Source organism: Mycobacterium sp. UNC410CL29Cvi84, from assembly GCF_000686745.1.
GTDB lineage: Bacteria > Actinomycetota > Actinomycetes > Mycobacteriales > Mycobacteriaceae > Mycobacterium > Mycobacterium mucogenicum_B.
In genome coordinates this window covers 19951-43244 of record NZ_JMLM01000010.1, presented here as the reverse complement: position 1 = coordinate 43244, position 23294 = coordinate 19951, and the positions used below count along the sequence as shown (strand labels likewise).

Annotated in this window: 21 protein-coding genes; 9 read left to right on the top strand and 12 right to left on the bottom strand. The window is 69.0% G+C overall.

From position 1 onward, the window contains the following. Positions 1-4: 4 nt before the first annotated feature. From BR47_RS0115060 to BR47_RS0115025, 8 genes are all read right to left on the bottom strand, one after another. Positions 5-343 (bottom strand): YbaB/EbfC family nucleoid-associated protein, encoded by a 339-nt coding sequence (locus BR47_RS0115060; RefSeq protein ID WP_020099970.1) that lies wholly within the window; start codon positions 341-343, stop codon positions 5-7. Then, complete coding sequence (locus BR47_RS33520) at positions 340-1920, bottom strand: PPE domain-containing protein (RefSeq protein WP_177127390.1); 1581 nt, start codon at positions 1918-1920, stop codon at positions 340-342. The genes BR47_RS0115060 and BR47_RS33520 overlap by 4 nt, the downstream gene beginning before the upstream one ends. A gap of 14 nt (positions 1921-1934) precedes the next feature. Next, positions 1935-3320 (bottom strand): type VII secretion protein EccE, encoded by a 1386-nt coding sequence (gene eccE, locus BR47_RS0115050; protein ID WP_029120026.1) that lies wholly within the window; start codon positions 3318-3320, stop codon positions 1935-1937. After that, entirely contained in the window at positions 3317-4663 is a 1347-nt protein-coding gene (gene mycP, locus BR47_RS0115045) for a type VII secretion-associated serine protease mycosin (RefSeq protein ID WP_029120025.1), read from the bottom strand. The genes eccE and mycP overlap by 4 nt, the downstream gene beginning before the upstream one ends. A 193-nt stretch (positions 4664-4856) precedes the next feature. Further along, positions 4857-5114, bottom strand: a complete 258-nt coding sequence (locus tag BR47_RS0115040; RefSeq protein ID WP_020099974.1) for an HPr family phosphocarrier protein — start codon at positions 5112-5114, stop codon at positions 4857-4859. Positions 5115-5158: 44 nt separating this feature from the next. Then, on the bottom strand, positions 5159-7174 hold the full coding sequence (locus tag BR47_RS0115035) for a PTS fructose transporter subunit IIABC (protein WP_029120024.1): 2016 nt from the start codon (positions 7172-7174) through the stop codon (positions 5159-5161). Between the two features lie 25 nt (positions 7175-7199). Further along, positions 7200-8177: a 1-phosphofructokinase gene (gene pfkB, locus BR47_RS0115030; protein ID WP_029120023.1), complete on the bottom strand. Its 978-nt coding sequence runs from the start codon at positions 8175-8177 to the stop codon at positions 7200-7202. Continuing rightward, positions 8174-8953 (bottom strand): DeoR/GlpR family DNA-binding transcription regulator, encoded by a 780-nt coding sequence (locus BR47_RS0115025; protein ID WP_029120022.1) that lies wholly within the window; start codon positions 8951-8953, stop codon positions 8174-8176. The genes pfkB and BR47_RS0115025 overlap by 4 nt, the downstream gene beginning before the upstream one ends. A gap of 102 nt (positions 8954-9055) precedes the next feature. Here BR47_RS0115025 and ptsP point away from each other — a divergent pair, with 102 nt between their 5' ends. Together ptsP and BR47_RS0115015 are read left to right on the top strand one after the other, a co-directional pair. Further along, positions 9056-10783: a phosphoenolpyruvate--protein phosphotransferase gene (ptsP, locus tag BR47_RS0115020; protein ID WP_051634812.1), complete on the top strand. Its 1728-nt coding sequence runs from the start codon at positions 9056-9058 to the stop codon at positions 10781-10783. A 54-nt stretch (positions 10784-10837) separates the two neighbouring features. Beyond that, positions 10838-11812, top strand: coding sequence for a pirin family protein (locus tag BR47_RS0115015; protein WP_029120020.1), 975 nt, complete (start codon positions 10838-10840; stop codon positions 11810-11812). Here BR47_RS0115015 and BR47_RS0115010 read toward each other — a convergent pair whose 3' ends face one another. Further along, positions 11813-13987 carry an FUSC family protein gene (locus BR47_RS0115010; protein WP_051634838.1) on the bottom strand — a complete coding sequence of 725 codons (2175 nt, stop codon included), beginning with the start codon at positions 13985-13987 and terminating at the stop codon, positions 11813-11815. It lies immediately after the preceding gene. 257 nt (positions 13988-14244) lie between these two features. Here BR47_RS0115010 and BR47_RS0115005 point away from each other — a divergent pair, with 257 nt between their 5' ends. The 7 genes from BR47_RS0115005 (at position 14245) to BR47_RS0114975 (ending at position 20309) form a co-directional block, all read left to right on the top strand. Beyond that, entirely contained in the window at positions 14245-14880 is a 636-nt protein-coding gene (locus tag BR47_RS0115005; RefSeq protein WP_029120018.1) for a TetR/AcrR family transcriptional regulator, read from the top strand. Between the two features lie 27 nt (positions 14881-14907). Continuing rightward, entirely contained in the window at positions 14908-15840 is a 933-nt protein-coding gene (locus BR47_RS0115000) for a class I SAM-dependent methyltransferase (protein WP_020099982.1), read from the top strand. A gap of 81 nt (positions 15841-15921) precedes the next feature. Continuing rightward, entirely contained in the window at positions 15922-17322 is a 1401-nt protein-coding gene (locus BR47_RS0114995) for an aldehyde dehydrogenase family protein (protein ID WP_020099983.1), read from the top strand. Positions 17323-17436: 114 nt separating this feature from the next. Next, positions 17437-18300, top strand: coding sequence for an SDR family oxidoreductase (locus tag BR47_RS0114990; protein ID WP_020099984.1), 864 nt, complete (start codon positions 17437-17439; stop codon positions 18298-18300). A gap of 3 nt (positions 18301-18303) precedes the next feature. Continuing rightward, positions 18304-19275 (top strand): NADPH:quinone oxidoreductase family protein, encoded by a 972-nt coding sequence (locus BR47_RS0114985; RefSeq protein ID WP_029120017.1) that lies wholly within the window; start codon positions 18304-18306, stop codon positions 19273-19275. Further along, the gene (locus BR47_RS0114980) at positions 19276-19761 is read left to right on the top strand and encodes a DUF456 domain-containing protein (RefSeq protein WP_029120016.1); all 486 of its coding nucleotides are present in this window, start codon (positions 19276-19278) and stop codon (positions 19759-19761) included. Beyond that, a complete protein-coding gene (locus BR47_RS0114975) occupies positions 19758-20309 on the top strand; it encodes a YceI family protein (protein WP_020099987.1) in 552 nt (183 codons plus the stop codon). The genes BR47_RS0114980 and BR47_RS0114975 overlap by 4 nt, the downstream gene beginning before the upstream one ends. On the opposite strand, the gene BR47_RS0114970 is transcribed toward BR47_RS0114975, so the two are convergent. From BR47_RS0114970 to BR47_RS0114960, 3 genes are read right to left on the bottom strand one after another with little or no spacing between them, the layout of a single operon-like run. Continuing rightward, the gene (locus tag BR47_RS0114970; protein ID WP_029120015.1) at positions 20306-21115 is read right to left on the bottom strand and encodes a tyrosine-protein phosphatase; all 810 of its coding nucleotides are present in this window, start codon (positions 21113-21115) and stop codon (positions 20306-20308) included. The genes BR47_RS0114975 and BR47_RS0114970 overlap by 4 nt on opposite strands. Next, positions 21115-22332 (bottom strand): acyl-CoA dehydrogenase family protein, encoded by a 1218-nt coding sequence (locus tag BR47_RS0114965; protein ID WP_177127395.1) that lies wholly within the window; start codon positions 22330-22332, stop codon positions 21115-21117. The genes BR47_RS0114970 and BR47_RS0114965 overlap by 1 nt, the downstream gene beginning before the upstream one ends. Before the next feature lie 35 nt (positions 22333-22367). Further along, on the bottom strand, positions 22368-23123 hold the full coding sequence (locus BR47_RS0114960) for a hypothetical protein (protein WP_020099990.1): 756 nt from the start codon (positions 23121-23123) through the stop codon (positions 22368-22370). Positions 23124-23294: the final 171 nt, after the last annotated feature.

Genomic DNA, 23294 nt, shown 5'->3' with positions numbered 1-23294 from the left:
ACCGCTACGGCTGAGCGGGCGGATTACTGGCCGTGATCTCGGCGACCAGCTCGTTGAGGCGGGCCCGGTCGGCGTCGATGGACTCGGTGGCCTTCGCCGTCGCGTTGCCCAACGCCTCGTTGATGCGGGCTTCGACGGTGTCCGCGCCGAGGCGCAGGAGGCCGTCTTCGATGAACAGATCCGTCAGCCAGTGGTGGCCGTTGAGGGTGACCTCGACGGTCTTGGCTTCGTCGGTCGCGGTGAACGATTCGGTGTTCATCTTGGCGAGCTGCTCGTCCATGACCGACTGCAGGCGCTGGGCCTGCTGGAGAACCGCAGCGACCTCGGGGTGCATCTCGATCATTTGGTGTCCTTCTTGTCATCGATCTTGGTGCGACGCCGGTGTCCGATGACGCCGTCGGTGAAGGCACGGTCCTCCGTGTACAGGACCTCATCGGGCGACAGATTCGCGTTGCGCTTCTTTTCCTTGCCGCCTTCGCGGCCACCGCCGTGGCCGCCCATGCCGCCACCCATGCCGCCGCCCATACCGCCGCCGCCGACCGGTGGGCGGCCCGCGGCCTGGCTGGCGCCGCCGGCTGCCGCGCCGCCAGCGCCCACCGCAGGTGCGACGGCTGCCGGCTGCATGGGCTGGCCGCCCAGCCCGCCGCCACCGCCACCGGACCCGCCGCCCGCACCGCCGCCGGCGGATGCCGGGCTCACGCTGGGACCGTCGGGCAGGCTCGGCATCTCCGGCTTGTCGCCGCCCAATCCGCCGGGCATCCCGCCGCCCGGTGAACCCTGTCCGGATCCGCCCGACGGTGAGCCGCCACCGGAAGGTGAACCGCCAGAAGGTGATCCACCGCCCGCGGGCTTCTGCTCACCAGCAGAAGCCGGGCTGACGCTCGGCGATTCCGGCATCGACGGCGTCGCACCGCTCGGCGCCCCGCCGCCCGGGGTCCCGCCGCCACCGGACGGCCCACCCCCGCCAGGTCCTTGGGGCGCACCCGTGCCCTGGCCGTCTTTCTTCGCCACATCCCCCGGTTTGACGGCAGGCCAGGCGTTCGACCCAAAGTTGGGTGGTGGCGGCGTCACGAGGGAACGGATCGTCGCCTGTTGTGCGTACTTGGCCCGCACGGTGTCGGATTCCTGCTGCTTCGTGGCGTGGCCGGTGAAGAAGTCGTATGCCGCTTGCCCGACTGTCGCGAGCACGCTGGCATTCTCGTAGTCCGCCACGTCCTGCATGCTGGGGTGCTCGGGTCGTCTGCCGCCATGGATCGCGGACAGGTCCATGGCCTGGATGGCCAGGTTGTTCGCCGCCTGGGCCATCGCCGTCAGCCACGTCGAGTAGTCCTTCAGCGCATTCTCTGCCGCTTCGGCAGCATCGCCTTCCCATTCGACGCCGGCCATATTGAACTTGCTGTTCAGTTCGGCCAGCTTCGTCACCACTCCGACCATTTGTGTGCCGAACTCGATCATCGAGGTGCCCTGGTCACCGCTGTTGATCTGCTTAGCGGCTACTTCCCAATCCATGCCGGGGTTACTGGGGTGCGATTCGGCCCCGCCGAGCGATTCGAGCATCCAGGGCAAGCTGCCGACCGGGTCTGCGGGCGCCGGTGCCGGGGGCAGATTGGGGGTGATGGGTGCACCTCCGCCAGCGCCGAGCTTGGTGGCATCGATGCCCGACTTCCCGGCCGCGTCGGCGGCGTCGTAGGCCGCGGCGGCCGCCCGCAGGCAGGCGGCCAGTCGTCGATTTTGAGCGCGCCCGGCCTTGAATGCGGCGTCGAGCTGCTGCAGGTTGTTCTTGAGGAAATTGGTGGCGTCCTGCGCGATTGCCAACTCGCATGGCGCTGTGGGTGCCGGCGGCAAGGTCGGCAGATCTACGTCAACTTCAGCTGCCTTGGCGTTCAGCGTCTCCGAGGAGACTTTCAGTTTTCCAGCCATCTACTTGCTCCCCCTTACTTCTCCAGCGCCATCTGGAACCGGCTCTCCTCGCGCGGGTTGATCAGCTGGATCGGCAGCTGACGGTGGCGCGGGGTGTCGATAAAGTTGTGGCGCAACAGAATTCGTGAAATACCCGGGTGTGGACCGAGGTAGGTGGTGGCATTGGGCCATGCCACCTTCGGGACATTCCCGATCCGGGCATTGATGAATCCCGCGAATTCCTTGAACTGCGGTGCCAGGGTGACGACAGCGCCGGCGGCCGCCGAGCGCACCACGAACTGGGTGAACACGTGCGCGTCGCCGAGGTTGATCGTGGAGTCGACGTTGTCGAACGGCATGTACACCGGGTAGCGGTCGGCCGTCTCCCCCACCAGCACGCCGGCCGAGCCGATCGGCAGTTCGTAGTGCCGGTCGGTGATCGGGCTGAGCCCCTCCAGCGCGGCGCGCTGTCCACCGAACAGACACGAGAAGCCGCGCGGTGTCGTCGGCGTGGCCAGCGTCGTCAGCAGCACGGTCGCCGTCGGCGCTTGACCCGGCTTCACCCGGACCCGGGTGATCGTGTGGTCGGCACGGGCCGACCACCACATGTTGGGCCCGCCGGGTGCCGAGTAGGCCGCGGTAAATGTGCTGCGGCCCTTGATGGTTGACCACGTCTCGCGCTCGAAGCTGATCGCGGTTGCCCGGTCGTACTCCTCGAAACTGCGGGCGGGGCGGGCGTCGATGCCGTGGCTGGCCAACTGGTCGGCGATGCGGGTGGTGGTCGCCACCAGGTAGCCGGCCAGGCCGGCGACCCCGGTGCCGCGGCGCAGGGCCGACCGGCGGGTCTCGTCGGGGTTGGCGCGCAACACGATCCAGGTCCGGCGGTTGGCGGGCGCGGCGTAGGGGCCGACCACCTGCTCGTACAGCGCGACGACACTCGACGGGGCGGTCTTGCCGACGCGGTAGCCCGCCGAGACGATGTCCGCCTCGAGATCCGGTCCGTGCGCCGCGAGCAACCGCTCCACCAGTCGGGTGTCGAGGTTGTCGTCGGTGAAGGCCTCGCCGTTGACGATCACTGTCGGGGTGAACGAGCGCGGCACCAGTTCGACAACCGAGACCAGGTGGTCACCCAGCCAGCGCACCGCGACGTGGTCGCCGGGCATGACCGTCGCGCCGACGGCCGGCTCCGAGGGAGCCGGCGGGGCCACCTTGCGCCGGCGCTGCCAGGCGAACATCGCGGCGATCCAGCCCGTCAGCCGCCGTCCGCGGATGGCGAGGACCGAGAACAGCGCGATCAGGACACCCAGGGTTATCCCGAGCCACAGCAGGTCGAAATGCATGCACAGCAGTACGACCGCGGGCACCAGCGTCGCGGCCCACAGCAGGTGCCCCGTGGTGAAGCGGAACCCGAAGTGCCTCATCGGCGCCTCAGCGCACGGCGAGTCACCGCACCGAGGCCGAGCAGAATGATCAGCGCGGCACCGGCCACGACGACCATGGTGATGGGTCCACGGTCTGGCGGCGGGATGTACACCGGCGGCGGGATGCTCTTGACCTGGTAGGGCGCCTGCTTGGGGCCGGCGGGAACGTCCCACGTCAGCGCCGCCACCGGATCGATGACACCGGCACCGACGTAGTTGTCCACTCCCCCACCGGGGTGCCGCGCCGTCGCCGTGATGCGGGTGACGATCTGTGCGGCGGTCAGGTCGGGGAAACGCTGCCGCAGCAGGGCCGCCAGACCCGAGACGTAGGCCGCGGCGAACGACGTGCCGTTGATGGGGATGGGGCCGTCCTGCCCGTTGAGCCCATTGACCGGATTGCCGTCGTAGCCCAGCGCGGTGGCGCCTTCGGCGGGTGCGGCGGCGCCCACCCAGGGGCCGGACATCGAGAAGTTGCTCGGCTGGCCCTGCGGCCCGATGCCGCCGACGGTCAGCACCAGCGGCGAGTACCAGGCCGGCGAGACGATCGTCTGCACCTGCTTCCAGCCCCGCGGATCCGACGGCACGCTGACGTCCGGCGGCGGGTTCTGGTTGCAGTCCTGGCCGGTGTTGCCGGCGGCCACGATGACCACGGCGTTCTTGACGTTCACCGCGTAGGCGATGGCCGAGCCGACGCCCGTCTCGTTGATGGCCCGGGTCACCTTGTAGCAGGCGGCTTCCGAAATGTTGATGACCTGCGCGCCCAGGTTCGCCGCGTGCACGATGGCGCGGGCCAGGCTGCGCAGCGAGCCGGCGGTCTGGGTGGTGTTCGGATCGTTGGGATCGCTGCGAGAGTCCTTCGGCTGGAATGCCTCCGAGGTCTGGCGCAGCGACAGGATGCGGGCTTCGGGGGCGACGCCGATGAACGCGTCCGTCGGCGCCGGACGGCCGGCGATGATCGACGCGGTCAGCGTGCCGTGGGCATCGCAGTCCGACAGGCCGTTGCCGCCCTTGTCGACGAAGTCGCCGCCGGGCTCGGCGGGGACCCGCGGCGAGGCGTTCACACCGGTGTCGATGACGGCGACGGTGATGCCGGCGCCCGTCGCGAACTTCTGCGCCTCGGCGAGGTGCAGATAGTCGGCCGCCCACGGCTTGTCGGCGAAGTTGGTGTTCGGCAGCACGGTCGGTGCGGAGCAGATCTTGCGCTGCTCCATCGGCTGATCGGGGCCGGTGTCGTCGGGCGGGACGGCGCCGGGGTCGATGGCCGGCGGTTCGATGGCGAGTGCGGGCGGGGCGCTGGCGACAGCCAGCAGCAACGCAGCAGCTACGGCGGCTAGACGACGCACGAGCAACCGCCCCCACCATGGGGACGACCGCTCGTGATGTTCCGAGTCCCCCGTGACATTTTTCCCGCTACGACACCGCCGCGAACCGCGATGCCCTCCCCATACGCATGTAGCACGAATTCATACTAGTGGTGCGTAGTGGGGGCTCTGTGCGCTTTCTGTGGCTGCTGGGAGTGACCCCGAGCCGGGCGCGTCAGGCGTCGAGGTCCTGTGCCACCAGGTCAGCGACGGTTGCCAGGGCGGTTTCGTCGTCGGAGGCCACCGTCACCTGCGCTCCGTTGCCCGCCCCGAGCGTCATGATCATCAGTGCCGAGCCGGCATCCACGGGTTCTCCACCGTCGACGGCCAGGGTGACCTGGGCACCGGAATTGATGACGGCCTCGGAGATGACGGCTGCCGGACGGGCGTGCAGGCCGATGGCGGATCCGACGGTGACGGTCTTGCTGGGCATTGCTTCTCCTAGTGATTGTTGGGTTATTGCTTGTTCGGGACGTTTCAGCTGCCGGCCGGCTGCAGAGCCGCGGTGGTGTCGACCGGCGGAAGCGACCGGCCCGCGCTCTTGGCGGCGATCACCGCGAGCGCACTGCAGACAGCGCCGACGACGACGGCCACCACGAACCAGATGAGGTTGCCGATGGCGAAGAAGACGAAGATGCCGCCGTGGGGCGCCTTGGAGGTCACGTCGAATGTCATGACCAGGGCGCCGGTCACCGCGCCGCCGAACATCATCGACGGGATGACTCGCAGCGGATCGGCGGCGGCGAATGGGATGGCGCCTTCGCTGATGAAGCACGCGCCGAGAAGCCATGCGGCCCGGCCGTTTTCGCGTTCGGGCTCGGTGAACAACCGGGGCCGGACGGCCGAGGCCAACGCCATGGCCAGCGGCGGAACCATTCCGGCGGCCATGACGGCGGCCATGATCCGCAGCGATGCGACGTCGGTGATGTTCAGCCCGGCGGCGGCGAAGGAGTAGGCGGCCTTGTTGACCGGTCCGCCCAGGTCGAAGCACATCATCAGGCCGAGGATGACGCCCAGCAGGATCAGTGAGCTGCCGGACATGCTGCCGAGCCAGTGGGTCAGCCCGGAGGTGACGGCCGCCAGCGGACGGCCCAGCAGCAGGAACATCGACAGGCCGACGATCAGTGAGGCGCCGAGCGGGATCACCACCACCGGCATGAGGCCGCGGAACCACTGGGGCACCTTGAACGAGCTGATCCACAGGGCGGCGAACCCGGCGATGAGACCGCCGACGATACCGCCGATGAATCCGCCGCCCACGGTGACGGCCACCGCGCCCGCGGTGAAACCCGGTGCGATGCCGGGACGGTCGGCGATGGCGAAGGAGATGTACCCGGCGAGCGCGGGAACCAGGAAGCCGAAGGCCAGCCCGCCCAAGGTGAAGAGCACCGCGCCGAGGTACTGCATCAGCCCGCCCGCCGGCAGGTTGGTCAGCGAGTTGGTGGTCGCGATGATGTGTGCGAGCGAATCCGATTGTCCGGCCGGCTTGTTGGCGATCTCATATCCCGCGAACAGGAAGCCCAGCGCGATCAGCAGGCCGCCGGCCGCTACGAACGGGATCATGTAGCTGACGCCGGTCAGCAGGATCTGGCGCAGGCGCGTGCCCCAGCCCAGCCCGCCGCGAGTATCGGTGGCGGCGGCCGCGGCGGTCTCGCCCTGGACCCGGGGGGCCTGCGGATCCTTGGCCGCGGCAACGGCTTCGGCGATCATGGTGTCGGGTTCGTTGATCGCCCGCTTCACGCCCGATGCGACGACGGGCTTGCCTGCGAAGCGCTGCTTGTCCTTGACGCCGACATCCGTGGCGAAAATGACGGCATCGGCGGCGGCGATGGTTTCGGCCGACAGTGGGGTGGACCCGGACGAGCCCTGGGTTTCGACGCTGAAGTCCACCCCGGCGCGGTCGGCGGCCAGTTTCAGGGCGTCAGCGGCCATGTAGGTGTGGGCAATTCCGGTGGGACAGGCCGTGATCGCGATGATCGAGGCCGCGGGCGCCGCTTCGGCAGCAGGTGCGGCGGGAGCCGGCGCCGCGGGTGCGGCGGCCGGTACCGGGGTGACCACGCTTTCGACGAGTTCGACCACTTCATCGGCGGTGCCCGCGGCACGCAGTTGTTCGACGAAGTCCTTGCGCACCAGCGCGCGGGCCAGGCTCGACAGTAGCTTCATGTGTTCGGCGCCACCGGAATCCGGTGCGGCGATGAGGAACGCGAGGTCGGCGGGGCCGTCAGGCGCGCCGAACGGGACCGCGGGCGCCAGGCGGGCGAAACCGATCGTCGGTTCGTCGACATGGGGCGACCGGCAATGCGGGATCGCGATGCCGCCGGGAAGCCCGGTGGCCGACTGGGCTTCGCGCGCCAGGGCGGCCTCGACGAGTCCGTCTCCGTTGGTGGCGCGTCCGGTCGCGGCCATCCGGGCGGCCAGCAGTTCGATCACATTCTGCTTGTCGGGGCCGGCGTCGACATCGAGTGCGACGAGGTCCGAGGTGATGATCGGCATGGGTGTTCCTTTTGAATAGAACGGATCAGAGGTGGGCGGAGGCGGACGTGACCGCCTGGACCTGAACGGCTTTCACGTCGAGCTGGTCGGGGCCGGGCAGTGCGGAACCCGGCAGGGCGGCAGCGGCGCTGCCGTACGCGACGGCCGTCTGCAGCCGCTGCGCCGGCGCGGCGCCGGCGATGGTGGCGGCGAGGTAGCCCGCGAGCGACGCGTCTCCCGCGCCGACGGTACTGCGCGGCACGATCGCCGGGGCCGTGGCTGCCCAGGTCCCGTCACGGTCGACCAGGACCGCACCCGCGCCGCCGAGCGTGACGAGCACGGTGCCGGCGCCGCGGTCGACGAGTTGCCGCGCGGCGGACACCACGGGCAGTGGATCACCTTGCGCGGCAGCTTCTTCCAGTTCCGGTGCGGAGCGGCCGGTCAGCCAGGCCAGTTCCTCGGAGTTGGGCTTGATGAGGTCGGGTGCCGCGGTGCCGAAGGCTTCGGCCAGGGCGGTGAGCGGACGTTCGGAGGTGTCCACCGCGACGCGGCACGGCAGGGCCGCCAGTCGGGCCACGATGTCGGCGTACCAGTCGTCGGGCACCCCGGGTGGCAGCGATCCGGACAGCACCATCCAGGTTGCCCCCGCCGCGTGATCGCAGACGGCGGCGGTCAGGGTCGCCAGGGCGGCGGCATCCAGGTGGGCCCCCGGTTCGTTGAGTTTGGTTGTGGTGCCGTCTTTTTCGGTGATGGTGAGGTTGCTGCGCACGGTGCCCGGGATAGCGATGTTGTGGAATGGCACGCCGCGCGTCGTCAGCCCCGTCAGGATCGGATCGTGGTCGGCGGCCGGCAGCAGCGCGAGGGTGTCGACACCGTTCTGGGTCAGCGCGCGAGATACGTTGACCCCCTTGCCTCCTGGCTCGGTGGAGACGGGGGTGAGGCGGTGCACCGCTCCCCTGGTCAGCGGCTCGTCGAGCGTGACGGTGCGGTCGAGGCTCGGGTTCAGGGTGACGGTGACGATCATGATTCGCTCTCCGCGCAGATGACGTCGACGCCGGCGTCGATGAGCTCCTGGCGCTCGTGGGGGCGGATGTCGGTGTCGGTGACGACGGTTCGAACGGCCGACAGCGGCGCGAAACTGACCAGGTCTTCCCGGCCGAATTTGCTCGAATCCGCTGTCACCACAACGTGGTTGGCGCAGTGGACCATGGCACGCTTGATGGCGGCCTCGTCGCTGTCCGGGGTGGAGAAGCCGTGCCGGACGCTGATGCCGTTGGTACCGAGGAAGGCGACGTCGACGCGCAGGGAGTCGAGTGTCCGCAGGGCCTGCTCCCCCACCACGGCCTGGGTGAGGCTGCGCACGCGGCCGCCCAGCAACTGCAGGGACACCGTTGGGTTGGACGTCAGCTTCGCGGCGGCGGGAATGGAGTTCGTGATGACGACGAGGTCGCGGTCGGTGGGGATGAGCTCGGCGATGCGGGCGGTGGTGGTGCCGGCGTCGATCAGCACCGTCCCGCCGGTGGCGGGCAGCAGGGCGACGGCTGCGGCCGCGATGGCGGCCTTCTGCTGTGTCTGGGTGGAATCGCGCTGGACGACGCCCTGCTCGACGAGGTGCAGCGTGCGGGCCGGTACCGCTCCCCCGTGCACCCGCCGGATGACACCGGCCTTGTCGAGGACGTCGAGATCGCGGCGGACGGTTTCAGTGGTGACGTCGTAGGCCTCGGCCAGGTCGTTGACCGAGGCGCGGCCGTCGGCGAGGACTCGCGCGGCGATGGCTTGCTGCCGCTCTTCCGCGTACATGACCCTCCAATTGTGTGGGAATCCATCCGGTTCGATCTTTGTATTGTTTGTTTTACGCTTGGATGTGTTGACTTGTCAACGGTTCGGAGTAATCTACATCACATGAGCCAGACATTTGTGAGCCCGTCGCCAAGGGTCGTCGACGTGGAAACCAGCAGTGCCCCTGTAGTCCTTCGCGGAGTGCCCGCCGTCGGCGGAGTGCGGTACGCGCCGGTGCTGTGGCCGGGTGCCCGCCCCGCGCCGGAGGCCGACGACAGCGCCGCTGAGCTGGAAGAGCCGGAACGGGCGGGGGAGCGGGAACGCTTCGCCGCGGCCTCGTCGGCGGTCGCGGACCGGCTGCGGTCCCGGGCGGCCAAGGCGACCGGGGCCGCGGCGGAAGTGTTGACCACGACGGCGACGCTCGCGCAGGACCGGGCCTGGGCGGCGGCGACGGAGAAGCGCATCGCCGACGGCATGTCCGCAGTGCGCGCGGTCGTCGCGACGGCGGACCAGTTCGTCGAGATGTTCACCCGCATGGGCGGACTGATGGCCGAGCGCGTCGCCGACCTCAGGGATATCCGGGACCGGGTGATCGCGGATCTGCGTGGCCTTCCCGAGCCGGGAGTGCCGGTGCCCGACGTGCCGTCGGTGCTGTGTGCCGAGGATCTGGCACCCGCCGATACCGCCGGGCTGGACCCCAACCTGGTGGTCGCGTTGGTGACCAGCCTGGGTGGGCCGACCAGCCACACCGCGATCATCGCCCGTCAGCTGGGCATCCCGTGTGTTGTGGCCGTTTCCGGGTTGGAGAAGGTGCAGCCGGGGACGATGGTGCTGGTGGACGGCACCAACGGCACCGTGGAGATCGAACCCGACGCGACCGTGGCCGCCGCGGCCGTGGCCCAGGCGCGCCGCGAGGCCGATCTCGCCGACAGCTGGCGTGGTCCGGGCGCCACCGCTGACGGACATCAGGTGGCGGTGCTCGCCAACGTGCAGGACGGTGCCGCGGCACAGGCGGCGGCCGAGACGCCGGCGGAGGGCATCGGTCTGTTCCGGACCGAATTGTGCTTTCTGAATCGGGATCTCGAACCGACCGTCGACGAGCAGGCGCAGATCTACGGGGACGTGCTGGCCGCGTTCCCGGGGCGGAAAGTGGTGGTGCGCACCCTGGACGCCGGTTCGGACAAGCCGCTGCGCTTCGCCGGGCATGCCGATGAGGCCAATCCGGCGCTGGGCGTCCGCGGCATCCGTATCGCGCAGGGCAATCCGGAGCTGCTGACCCGCCAACTGGAGGCCATCGCGGCTGCGGCTGCGGCGACCGGCCAGAGCCCGTGGGTGATGGCGCCGATGATCGCGACGCCTGCGGAGGCGGAAGCCTTTGCGGCGCAGGTGCGGTCCTTCGGTCTGACGCCCGGCGTGATGATCGAGGTGCCCGCCGCGGCGTTGTTGGCCGACCGGATTCTGCGGCATGTCGACTTCCTGTCGATCGGTACCAACGATCTGACGCAGTACACGATGGCGGCGGACCGGATGTCGGCCGACCTGGCGACGCTCAGTGATCCCTGGCAGCCGGCGGTGCTGGCGTTGGTGCACGCGGCGGCCAAAGCGGGTGCCGAGCAGGGCAAGCCGGTCGGCGTGTGCGGCGAGGCTGCGGCCGACCCGGCGCTGGCGTGTGTGCTCGTCGGGCTGGGTGTGACGTCGCTGTCGTCGGCGGCTGCCGCGGTGCGCGCGGTCGGCGCCGCGCTGGCCGGGGTGACGCTGGCGCAGTGCCGGGCGGCCGCGGAAGCGGCACTGGCCGCCGAGTCCTCGGAGGAGGCCCGTAGCGCGGCGCTCGCTGCGCTGGCAACGCATTGATCAGCGGCGCGTAGCATCCGGAATTAATCGGACCGTAGTCCGGTTATAGGTGACATGCCTGCTATCACCGCTGACACGATCAGCTTGCCGCGTATTGCTTCCGCTGCGCCGAGTGACACTGAACGCCCGGTGCGGTCCATCACCACCGGCCCCCGTGGCTATGAGGGCGAGGGTTTCCCGGTGGTCCGAGCTTTCGCCGGGGTCAGCCCGGCCGACCTCGACCCGTTCGTCCACCTGGACCAGATGGGTGAGGTCGAGTACGAACCCGGTGAACCGAGGGGCACCGACTGGCACCCGCACCGCGGGTTCGAGACGGTGACCTACATGATCGACGGCCGCTTCGCACACCAGGACTCCCATGGTGGCGGCGGTCTGATCACCGACGGCGCCACGCAGTGGATGACCGCCGGGTCGGGCATCCTGCACATCGAGACGCCGCCTGCCGAACTGGTCGAGAGCGGTGGCCTGTTCCACGGCCTGCAGCTGTGGGTGAACCTGCCCAAGAAGGACAAGTTCGCCGCCCCCAGGTACCAGGCCATCGAGGGCACCGATGTCACGCTGTTGTCCTCGGACGACGGCGGCGCGCTGGTTCGCGTCATCGCCGGCGAGATCGGCGACGCCAAGGGCCCGGGCGGCACGCACACGCCAATCACCATGGCGCACGCGACAATTGCACCCGGCGCGCGCCTCGACCTGCCGTGGAACCGCAAGTTCAACGCGCTCGTCTACATCCTGTCCGGACGCGGCACCGTCGGGCCCGTCGGCCACCCCATCCACCAGGGCCAGCTCGCGGTGCTGGGGCCGGGGGACCGGATCACCGTCGCTGCCGACGAAGGCCAGGACTCCAACCGGCCCGCGCTCGAGGTGCTGTTGCTCGGCGGTCAGCCGATCCGGGAACCGGTCTTCCACTACGGGCCGTTCGTGATGAACTCCAAGTCGGAGCTCATCGAGGCCTTCGAGGACTTCCAGTCCGGCAAGTTCGGCACCATTCCGCCGAACGCGTTGAAGCCGCACCGCCCCGGGAAGTGATCACGCCGGCGCGGCGTCCGGATAAAGCAGCTCCAGCTCGCCGAGGCTGGCGGCGACGGTCACCAGAGGCAGCGCGGCCTCGACCGACAGGTTTCCGCCACCGGCCTCGGCGCGCAGCGCGAGCACGAAGTCGTCACTGATGGGTGTGAGCGCTGCGGCATCGGCGTCTTCGGAGCCCATGATCCGGGCGCAGATCGACGCGGTGTGCGCTTCGAGGACCTCCCGGGCGGCCCGATACGGGGTCAGGGGCGGCGGGACGACGTCAGCGATCAGGTCGGCCGCCGCCCGCAACCGGACCGTCTGATTGGCGGCCCGGACCACCGGCGCCCGCAGCTCCGTGGCCCCGCTGCTCTCCGAAAGAAAGTGGCGCACGGCATCATCCACGGTCCGGGAGGCCGTCAACGCGTCGAAGCTCAGGGCGTGCACGCGGTCGGTGGCGGCCTCGGAGGCGCCGCGGGTCACGCGCCGCACGGCCGCGGTCAGATACCGGGTGCCGGCGAGGCGCGCCGCTTCCAGCGTGCGCTGGACGACTGCCGCCGACCCGCGCGGCCACAGCAGCAGCGACACCACGATGCCCACCGCGGCGCCCACCAACACGTTCTCGAGTCTGATCAGCCCGACGCGCCAGCCGGCCGGGCTGATCAGGTTGTAGATGGTGAGCACCAGCATGGTGAACATCGCCTGGCCCGCCACGAACGAAAACACATCGGGCACATAGGCAGAACCGAACGCCACGATGGGGAGGACGAACCACAGCAGGACAGGGTTCGCGCCGATCAGGTGGATCACCACGGTGCCGAGGAGGAAGCCGATCGCGGTGCCGCCGACGGCGCGCAACACGCGGGTCCCGGTGGTCAGCGCGCTGCTGCGCAGTACCGACAGTGATGCCATGGCGATCCAGAAACCGTGCTGCAGGGGAAACAGGTGGACGACGGCCACCGCCACGGCCAGCCCGATGCCGGTGCGAAGGCTGTTCTGCACCACCACCGCTCGCGTCGCGACGAACCCCGAAGGGATGGCCGACACGGCCTGGGATTCGGACAGCACCCGGTCGAAGTTCCCGGCCACCGGCAGACGTCGCCCGAGGACGCGGGCCCACACTGGCCGGGCGTCGGCGTCGGCCGCGAGTCCGATGACGCGGCCGGTCGCCCCGATACACGCCGAGAAGGTGCGCAGCCGCAACAGTTTTCGGCCCGTCGCGACGGCCAGCAGGTCGTCGGGTTCGGCCCGGATCAGCTCGATGTCCTCGCGGTAGCGCCCGCGGGTGGCGGCCCGGTGCACGGTCAGGGCGTCGGCCAGGTCGGCGCGGTAGCGATCGCGGCCCTCGGCGCGCGGGGTGCTCAGCACCCGGGCGCAGTCGTTCAGTACCCGGATGGCCGGCTCACGCGTCTCGGCGAGCAGGGAGCCGGTGGCGTCGGTGGCGCGGTCGCACAGCCAGCGCAGGTCGTCGACGACCCGTACCAGGGCGCGGCTGCCGGCGGTCAGACCGACCGGGCGGAAGTCGGCGCCGAGGAAGTTGTCGCCCAGCACCTCCATCGCATCGGACAGCTCTTGTGCCGTCGCGGACCCCTCGAGCCGGGCCGCCAGGAGGCGGCACACCTGCGCGGCGTGCTTGCGCAGGTCGTCGTGATGCGTGGGCGGCAGCAGGAACAGCGCGGCCGGGACGGCAATGGCCCAGGCGACGGCCCAGCCGAGCAGCCGGTCGGGGACGGGCCCGGCGGGCGTGCACACCGGCAGGACGAACGTCATCAAGGTGGAGCGCTGGCCGGCGGCGATGATCTCGCTGAGGACGCCCGAGAACGTCACCAACAGCCCGATGGCGAACATCGCCGGCACCGCGAGCCACGGATGCGGCGACAGCAGCGTGCCCAGGGTGATCAGGACCGCGCCGTTGAAGCCGAGCCCGGCATAGGCCAGCGCCCGTGCCGGCCGGTTACCGGGGAAATCCACCACGACAAGCAGCGCGACCGCACCGAAGATGGCGAACATGGTCGTCTGCGACCTGCTGCCGACTGCGGTACCGACTGCCAGTCCGGCGATCGCGACGACCGGGAGCACCACACCTGCGCGCGTCGCGCGCCGGAGGGCGTCGTACTCGGGGTCCTTGTCGCGCAGCCGGGTGACGAGCTGCTCCCGGCGCAACGCCGGCGACTCTCGCGACACCACGCCCGCCATGGCGCCCAACATTAATTTGGCTGACGTCGCAATGCCCCGGCAACAACACGCCTGTGGCCGCGGTGTTTCGCAGAGGCCGGCACACCGGCGGTCGTTCCTGGCCGGGCTACCGAACGGCGCCGGCCCGCGGCCGGGAACCGCACGCCGTGCAGCTTTCGGTTGTTGACAGATCTGCAAGTTTGCTGGGAGAAGCAATTTCGACGGCTGTCCCGCGCATACGAGCAGGGTCGGGCCGAGATCTATGGCACAATTTGACGATGCCGTACATCGCCACCCGTGGCCCGGGTCGCCCTCCCGCGGCGAAGGCGGCCGAAACTCGTGAGCGCATCCTGCGCGCCGCACGCGAGGTTTTCAGTGAACTTGGTTACGACGCAGCAACATTCCAAGCCATTGCGATCCGCGCGGATCTGACGCGCCCAGCGATCAATCACTACTTCGCGAACAAGCGCGTGCTCTACGGCGAGGTCCTCGATCAGACCAACGCCATGGTCGTCGCTGCGGGCCGTCGCCGGGCCGAGGAGGAGACCACCTTCATCCGGCGCCTGTCGTCGTTTTTCGTCGCCGCCATCCAGGCCGACTCCGAGGACCGGTCCGCTGCGGCGTTCCTGGTGACCTCGATCCTCGAGGCGCAGCGACATCCCGAACTGCGCCAGGAGGAGCACGACGCGCTCGTGGCCTCCCGTGACTTCGTGGCCTGGGCCGTCACCGACGCCATCGAACGCGGTGAACTGGCCGTCGACACCGAGGTGTCCACGGTGGTGGAGATGCTCATCGCCGTGATGTGGGGCATGGGGTTCTACGCCGGGTATGTCGGCAGCCACCAGGAGCTGACCGCCGTCATCGAGCGGCTCGAACTATTGCTGGCCAACAAGCTGTGGCAGGTCACCGAATAGACCGGCATCAGCTGGTAGACCTGGTACATGGGCAGCGAGCGCTCCGACGACGACACCTGGGACATCGCAAGCAGTGTGGGTGCGACGGCGGTGATGGTGGCCGCCGCGCGGGCCGGGGAAACCGAGCGCGATGACGCGCTGATCCGCGACCCGTTCGCGAAAATCCTGGTGGCCGGCGCCGGTACGGGTGTGTGGGAGACGATCCTCGACGCCGATTTCAACAACCGGATGGCGGGTGCCGATCCCGAGGTGGCCGCGGTCCTCGAGCACATGGGCAACTACCAGGCGGTGCGTACGCACTTCTTCGATGCCTACTTCACCGACGCCGCGGCGGCCGGCATCCGGCAGGTGGTGATCCTGGCGTCCGGGCTCGATTCGCGGGCCTACCGATTGGACTGGCCGGCCGGCACGACCGTCTTCGAGATCGACCAGCCGAAGGTGCTCGAGTACAAGGACGAGACCCTGAAGGCGCATGGCGCGACGCCGGCGGCGACACTGCATCAGCTGCCGATCGACCTGCGCAATGACTGGCCGAAAGCGTTGCGGGAAGCCGGTTTTGACGATTCGGCACCGACCGCGTGGCTGGCGGAAGGTCTGCTGATGTACCTGCCGGCCGACGCGCAGGACCGGCTCTTCGAGAACATCACCGCGCTGAGCGCGCCGGGTAGCCGCATCTCGGTCGAGACGGTCGGCGAGCATGCCGCCGAACGGCGCCAGCGGATGCGGGACCGATTCGACAAGCTCGCCGGTCAGTTCGGCATGGGGCAGGTCATGAACGTGCAGGATCTGATGTACGAGGACCCCGACCGCGCCGACGTGGCCGAGTGGCTGGACGCGCACGGCTGGTCGTCGACGTCGGTCACCTCGCAGGAGGAGATGCGCCGGCTGAATCGTTGGGTGCAGGTCGATACTGCCGATGACAAGGCGTTTTCCACCTTCGTGACGGCGCGCAAAGGCTGATCGAGGCCGGTTGACTCTTCAAACCAACCGGCTGGTTGGTTAGGATTCCGGTGTTGCCTGGCTCACGTAAGGACGTTCGTCATGACCCTTGATTCAGCGGTATCCGTCGGCCACACGGCTGCCGACATCCCGGCGGTCGTCGCCGGTCTTCGCAAGACCTTCGCCACCGGGCGCACCCGTGACCTGCAGTGGCGCAAACGTCAGCTGCTGGCGCTGGCCCAGGCGATGGAGGAGAACGAAACGGCCATCGCCAAGGCGCTGGAGGCCGATCTCGGCCGCAAGCCTTTCGAGGCCTGGCTCGCGGACAGCGTCGGCACCATCGCCGAGGCGAAGGACGCCGCCAAGAACTTGCACAAGTGGGCGAAACGTCGCTACCGCCTGCTGGAGCGCTCGCAGCTGCCCGGCCGCGGCTGGGTCGAGTACGAGCCCTACGGCACGGTGCTGATCATCGGCGCCTGGAACTTCCCGTTCTACCTCACGCTGGGCCCGCTCGTCGGTGCCATCGCCGCGGGAAACACGGTGGTGCTCAAGCCCTCTGAGTTCGCCCCGGCCTCGTCGCGGCTGATGGTGGAGCTGGTCGAGAAGTACCTGGACACCTCGGCCATCGCCGTGATCGAGGGCGACGGCATGGTCAGCCAGGAGCTGATCGCGCAGGGCCTGGACCGCATCATGTTCACCGGTGGCACCGAGATCGGCAAGAAGATCATGGCGGCCGCAGCCGAGCACCTGACGCCGGTCACGCTGGAGCTCGGTGGCAAGAGCCCGGTGATCGTCGCGGCCGACGCCGACATCGACGTCGCCGCCAAGCGCATCGCCTTCGCCAAGGTGATCAACTCGGGCCAGATCTGCGTCGCGCCGGACTACGTGGTGGCCGAGAAGCCCATCCGCGACGAGTTGGTCGCCAAGATCCGGGACGCTGTCGTGGCGTTCACCGCCGACGACGCCGACGGCCTGCCGATCGTCACCGAGCGGCAGTTCAACCGGCTCAGCAGTTACCTCGGCACCGGCGGCGACGTCGTGACCGGGGGCGGCACGAACCCGGCGCGGCTCACCATGCAGCCGACCGTCGTGGTCGACCCGCCGCTCGACGCACCGGTCATGACCGAGGAGATCTTCGGGCCCATCCTGCCGGTGATCACCGTCGACTCGCTCGATGACGCCATCGCGTTCGTCAACGCCCGGCCCAAGCCGCTGGCCGCGTACCTGTTCACGAAGGCCAAGGCCGTCCGCGAACGGTTCATCCGTGAGGTCCCGGCCGGCGGCATGCTGGTCAACCACCTGATCTTCCAGGTGTCGACCGCGCGCCTGCCGTTCGGCGGCGTCGGACCGTCCGGCATGGGCGCCTACCACGGCCGCTACGGCTTCCTGGAGTTCAGCCACGCGAAGTCGGTGATGACCAAGCCGACGCGGCCGGACCTGGGCAAGCTCATCTACCCGCCGTACACCGACAAGGCGTGGAAGATCGCGCGCAAGTTCTTCTAGAGATAGCAGACCCGGCGGCACGGCGGTCAGCCGGTCGCCGTATACACAAGGGGTGGCCCCACCCGAAAATAGATTGGGCGGGCTGTTCCATTTCTGTTCCATGAGAGGAAACCCATGCCCGGAGTGCAGGATCGCGTCATTGCCGTCACCGGAGCCGGAGGCGGCCTGGGTCGTGAATACGCGCTGACGCTGGCCCGCGAAGGCGCCTGTGTCGTGGTCAACGACCTCGGCGGCGCCCGCGACGGCACCGGCGCCGGCCACAACATGGCCGACCAGGTCGTCGACGAGATCAAGGCCGCCGGCGGCCGCGCCGTCGCCAACTACGACTCGGTGGCCGAGGCCGAGGGCGCCGAGAACATCGTCAAGACCGCGATCGAGGCGTTCGGCAAGATCGACGGTGTGGTGTCCAACGCGGGCATCCTGCGCGACGGCACCTTCCACAAGATGACCGCCGAGCAGTGGGACATCGTGCTCAAGGTGCACCTGTACGGCGGCTACAACGTCATCCGTGCCGCCTGGCCGCACTTCCGCGAGAACGCCTACGGCCGCGTCGTGGTCGCCACCTCGACCAGTGGTCTGTTCGGCAACTTCGGTCAGGCCAACTACAGCGCCGCCAAGCTGGGGCTGGTCGGCCTGATCAACACGCTGGCCCAGGAAGGCGCCAAGTACAACATCAAGCTCAACGCCGTCGCACCGATCGCCGCGACCCGCATGACCGAGGACATCGTGCCGCCGGAGGTCTTCGCGAAGCTGTCCCCGGAGTACGTGGCACCGGTCGTGGCGCAGCTGTGCAGCGAAGAGCTGCCCGAGACGGGGTCGATCTTCATCGTCGGCGGCGGCAAGGTGCAGCGCACCGCGCTGTTCCAGAACGACGGCGTCACCTTCGACCATGTGCCCACCGTCGACGAGGTGGCCGCCAAGTGGGGCGAGATCACCGACCTGTCGGCCGCCAAGGCCGCTTCGTTCGCGCTCGGCTGATAGGTGAAAGCGCTTGTCGCACAGTCGCTGACCGGCCCATCGGGCCTCGCCTACACCGATGTCGATGACGCCGCAGACCCTTCGGGCAACGCGGTCGTCATCGATGTCGGTGCGGCCGGCGTCTGCTTTCCCGACCTGCTGCTGATCCGCGGCGAATACCAGCTCAAGCTTCCACCCGGGTTCACCCCGGGTATGGAGGTGGCCGGTACCGTCCGGTCGGCGCCCGAAAGCTCCGGTTTCGTTGCCGGTCAGCGGGTTTCGGCGTTCACCATGATGGGCGGCTACGCCGAACGCGCGCTGGCGCTGCCGGACTCGGTGATCCCGACGCCCGACGGCTTGGACGACGCCTCGGCGGTCTGCCTGCTCGGGAACTACTACACCATGTACTTCGCGCTGGCCCGTCGCGGCCGACTGCTTGCGGGGGAGACGGTGCTGGTGCTGGGCTCCGCCGGTGGTATCGGCGTCGCGGCCATCCAGATCGCAAAGGCCATGGGCGCCAAGGTGGTTGCCATGGTGCACCGGGTCGAGGCGCAGGACTTCGTGGCCTCTGTCGGTGCCGACGTGGTGCTGCCGCTGGCCGACGGGTGGCGCGAGGCCGCGCTGGCGGCGACCGACGGTCGGGGAGTGGACCTGGTGGTCGACCCGGTCGGCGGCGAGGCGTTCGATGACGCGATCCGGGTGCTGGCCCCCGGGGGCCGGCTGCTGGTACTGGGTTTCGCTGCCCGACAGGGCATCCCGTCGGTGAAGGTGAACCGGCTGCTGTTGCGCAACATCAGCGTGGTGGGTGTCGGGTACGGCGAGTTCATCCGTCAGGTACCCGGTTCCGCCGCGGAGACCGGGGCGGGCCTGGCCAAGCTGGTCGACGGCGGACTGCGGCCACCGGAGCCGATGCGCTTCGCGTTGTCGGACGGTGCCGCCGCGCTTCAGGCGTTGGCGGACGGGAAGATTCACGGCAAGGCTGTCCTGGAGCCGTAAGTGAACACCTTGGGAACAGTGCTGGTGGCCCTGGTCATCGCGATCGGCCTGGTCGGCATCGTGGTGCCGGTGCTTCCCGGTGGATTGCTCGTGTTCCTGGCGATCGCGGTGTGGGCGGTGGCCGTCCACACCGCGACGTCATGGGTGGTGCTCGGTGTCGCGGCGGCGTTGTTCGTGGCCGGCGAGGTCATCAAATATCTCTGGCCGGTGCGCCGGATGCGCCGGGCCGACGTATCCACCCGCAGCCTCATCATCGGCGGAATCCTCGGCATCATCGGGTTTTTCGTGATCCCGGTGCTGGGCCTGGCCCTGGGCTTCGTGCTGGGCGTCTACCTTTCCGAGTACTCGGCCTTGCGGGATCCGGGCCGGGCCTGGACGTCGACCAAACACGCCATCAAGGGCGTCGCCCTGGCCATGGGGGTCGAGTTGACGGCCGCGCTGTTGGCCGCGGCGGCGTGGGTGACGGGATTGGTGGTCGGTAGTTGACCGCAGCGGGAAGGACTTTCGACGCGTCGGCCGGTGAGCTGCTTCTGCACACCGGCGTCACCGGTACCGCGGCTCGGATGGGACACCGGTTGACCATCGCGATGAGATCGTGGCGCGCGACCGTCGACGTGGACGGGGACGTACCCACGTCGGTCGAGGTGACCGTCGACCTGAACTCGCTGGAAGTCCTGACGGGGGAGGGCGGCATGACGCCGCTGTCCGGCTCGGAGAGGACGATGGTGCGCAACAACGCGCTGAAAACGCTGCAGGCCAAGCGCTTTCCGCAGGCGACATTCCGCTCGTCGGCAATCGAACGGAGCGGCGACGCGTGGCGGCTCACCGGGACTCTGGACCTCAGCGGCCAGAGCCACGAGCAGACCGTCGTCGTCCACGTGGTGCAGGACGGCGCGGACGTGCAGGTCACCGGCGAGGCGCTGGTGCGGCACAGCGACCATCGCATCAAACAGTTCTCGATGCTGATGGGCGCGATGAAAGTGGCCGACGAGGTCCGGGTGACACTCGCCGCGCCACCGACGGACCGGACCTAGCTCCTCAGCACCGCGCGCAACCGCGTCACCTGTTCGTCGGTGACGCCAATGGCGGCAAGGTAATTCGATAGCGAACCGTATTCGGCGTCGACGACGGCCAGGGCCGCGTCCAGGTACTCCTCGCGGACGCCGAGCACCTCTTCGGTGAGCCGGGCCTCGGCGAACGTCACGACCTCAGCAGTCTCACCGGCCCGGGTCCGGATGGTCTCGAGGATGCCGTCCCGCAGCTGCGGCACGGCGTCGTTGCTCCGCAGGAAGTCGGTGAGGATCGCGTCGCGATCGATGCCGACGGCCCCCAGCACCGTCGCCACCGTGAAGCCGGTGCGATCCTTGCCGGCGAAACAGTGCGCGATCACCGGCCGTGCGTCGGCGAGCATCGAAATGACCTGGCGTATCGCAAGATGCGCACCGGGCAGGGTGGGGAAGCGGCGGTACTCCTCGACCATGAAGCGACCGGCGGCGACGGCGACGTCCTCGTCGTCGGGCTTGGCGGTCATCATCTTCTCGAAGGCGTTCTCGTGCGGCGCCTCGGCCGTATCGGTGCCTGCCGCGGCGAGCTCGTGGAACGGCAGCAGGTGGACCGCGACGCCGTCGGGCACCTGGCCGGGGCCCCGGCGCTCGACCTCACGCAGCGACCGGAGGTCCGCGACGTCGGTGATGCCATAGTGCTGCAACGCCTTACGGCCGTCTTCGGCGAGCGCGCTGAGCTCGCTGGAGCGGAACAGCCGGCCGGGGGCAATGCCCGTCTCCTCGGCAACATCGCGGAAGTTCCAGGCGCCGGCGAGTTCCAGACCAGTGGACCGCATCAGTGACCCAGCGCCGCGGCCGCCAGCGCGGACTTCTCGCGGCCGAGTTCGGCACGCGCGATGGTGCGCATGTGCACCTCGTCCGGACCGTCGAACAGCCGCATCGCCCGGTGCCAGGCGTAGAGCCGCGCCAGCGGGACGTCGTCGCAGATACCGGCGGCACCGTGTACCTGGATGGCGCGGTCGATCACGTCGCACGCGACCTGCGGGGCCACCGACTTGATCTGCGACACCAGCACATGGGCGGCCTTGTTGCCCTGCTGGTCGATGGTCCAGGCGGCCTTCTCACACAGCAGCCGGGCCTGGTCGATCTCGTTGCGGGACTTGGCAATCGAATCACGCACCACGCCCTGCTCGGCCAGCGGCTTGCCGAACGCGACGCGCTTTTGCACCCGGTCGATCATCAGGGCCAGGGCACGCTCGGCGGCGCCGAGGGCGCGCATGCAGTGGTGAATGCGGCCCGGCCCCAACCGGGCCTGCGCGATGGCGAAACCGGAGCCCTCTTCGTGCAACAGGTTCTCCGCCGGCACCCGGACGTTGTCGAAGACGATCTCGCAGTGGCCGTGCTGGTCCTGCCACCCGAACACCGGCAGCGACCGCTGGATGTCCACACCCGGGGTATCGGCCGGCACCAGGATCATCGACTGCTGGGCGTGCGAGGCGGCGTCAGGGTTGGTGCGGCCCATGACGATCAGGATCTTGCAGCGCGGGTCGGCGGCGCCGGTGATCCACCACTTGCGGCCATTGATGACGTAGTCGCCACCATCGCGCAGCATCGTCGTCTCGATGTTGCGGGCGTCCGACGACGCCACCGCGGGCTCGGTCATGGCGAAGGCGCTGCGGATCTCACCATTGAGTAGCGGATCGAGCCACTGCTTGCGCTGCTGCTCGTTGGCGAACAGGTGCAGGGTCTCCATGTTGCCGGTGTCCGGCGCCGCGCAGTTGATCGCCTCGGGTGCGATCTCCATGCTCCAGCCGGAAATCTCGGCCAGCGGGGCGTACTCCAGGTTGGTCAGCCCGGACTCCGACGGCAGGAACAGATTCCACAGGCCACGCTTGCGGGCCTCGATCTTGAGTTCCTCGACCACTGGCGGGACCGTGTGGTCCTTCGGGCCCTTCTCCTCGCGATAGGCGTGGTAGGAGGCCTCGGCCGGCAGCACGAGCTCGGTCATGAACTCGGTGAGCCTGTGCTGGTAATCCTGCGCTTTTGCCGACAACGCGAAGTCCATGACCGCCACGATAAGCCACTTGGTTAGACATGTGGAAGCGCGGCCCACTCCTCGGGAACAACGCGGACGCCACTGAGGTCGATGGCCACCATGAGCTCGTCGGCGAGCGGACGGCCGGCGGAGTCACACCGGTAGGCCCGGCGCCGCGTCGGCACCATGATGCCGTCGGCCTCGACGATCTCACTGACATAGTGCTGGGCGGCGAACCCGCCGGCGATCTCGACGCGATAGTCATGCCGGCGGATGAGGAAATCGCTGCCGAAGAAGAACTCCTCCTCGCGGCTGTGACTGGCGAAGCCATCGGGATAGCGCACCCGTAGACCGCGCCACCGCTCACCGTGATCGAGGACGGGTTCGATTTCGGTGACGTCCATGCCGGGCAGCGCCATGAAGAACGGCGTGGTCAGGTACATCCACAACGCGTAGCCGTTGAAGTACGCCCGCTGCAACGGATTCCACGGTGTACTCAGCTCGTGGTCGGCGAAAGACGTTCGCGGATCCGTCTGCTCGGCCACCACCCGGCCGTCGAGCTTCTGGATGGCGACGCGCTCGGGGGTGAAGTCGGAGCGTTGATCCGGCGCGCCGAACGGCTGTACCGACGCCCACTGGCGGTGCGTCGCAACGGACATCCGTCGCGGCACGGGGTCCTGCGGCATTCCTTTGATGCCGAAGAGCTTGCCGCCGGTGACGATCGTCGCCTCCACGGAGTTCACGCTGCGCCACCGGTCCAGCCCGCCATGCGCTTCCAATACCGAGCTCAGCAGTTCCGTTGTCATCATGGGCCTTTCGCCGCCGTTGCCTACCCTGCAACACGACCCGTGGCGGCATAGCGTCCGCCGAAGGTGGTCCTGTCGCTACCAGGATTCGCGGGGACGGACTGGCGGGCCGCGCGCCGGAATGGCGTCGGAGGCTCTGGCGCTGTCTGAGGCGACATCTCCCACTACGGAGCC